This is a genomic window from uncultured Pontibacter sp. (assembly GCF_947502515.1).
In the GTDB taxonomy this organism is placed as follows: domain Bacteria; phylum Bacteroidota; class Bacteroidia; order Cytophagales; family Hymenobacteraceae; genus Pontibacter.
Window position 1 is genome coordinate 1 of record NZ_CANNAI010000023.1, and the last position, 469, is coordinate 469.

The following is a 469-nucleotide window of genomic DNA, read 5'->3' on the forward strand; positions in this document are numbered from 1 at the left end:
AACGTGCTGGTACATGAGGTGAGCAAGGCGTAGCCGCAGCTTTACACATGTGCTTTGTTGGCGGACGTGATTCTTAGTTTCTCCCTTCAGCAATTAACAGGTTTTCATATTCTGTTTGAATTGCTCCCCTTGTCAAGAACTTTGGCTCCGTCAGCCTATACTTACCTTTTATGAATCGAATGGCTTCTTCTACCGTTTCAAATTGATTGCTTTCAAATTCCATGTCTGGGTCTACAAAAGAGAAAGCGTATAAATCAAGCCACTCTAAATTTCCTTCATCATAGACTTCATAACAGGTTACTTCAACAAGATTATCCTTTGTCTTTTGCAAGTCAAGCCAGCTGATTATTTCACTATCATCGCTGATTCTTCCAAGAAAAACTTCTATTGTCTTTCCCGAAGTTAGCGAGGCTTCTACTTCTTGTTGAGTAAGATTTCTGTTCATTTATCTCTTAATATGACCGCCAAC

Annotated in this window: 1 protein-coding gene; it reads right to left on the minus strand. The window is 39.7% G+C overall.

All coding sequences use genetic code 11. The annotated features are described in order from the left end of the window. Positions 1-73: 73 nt before the first annotated feature. Positions 74-445 (minus strand): hypothetical protein, encoded by a 372-nt coding sequence (locus Q1A54_RS20320; protein WP_299991880.1) that lies wholly within the window; start codon positions 443-445, stop codon positions 74-76. Positions 446-469 lie beyond the last annotated feature (24 nt).

Coding starts and splice junctions, on each gene's coding strand:
- Q1A54_RS20320 (WP_299991880.1), bottom strand. CDS start 445: ATGAACAGAAATCTTACTCAACAAGAAGTAGAAGCCTCGCTAACTTCG.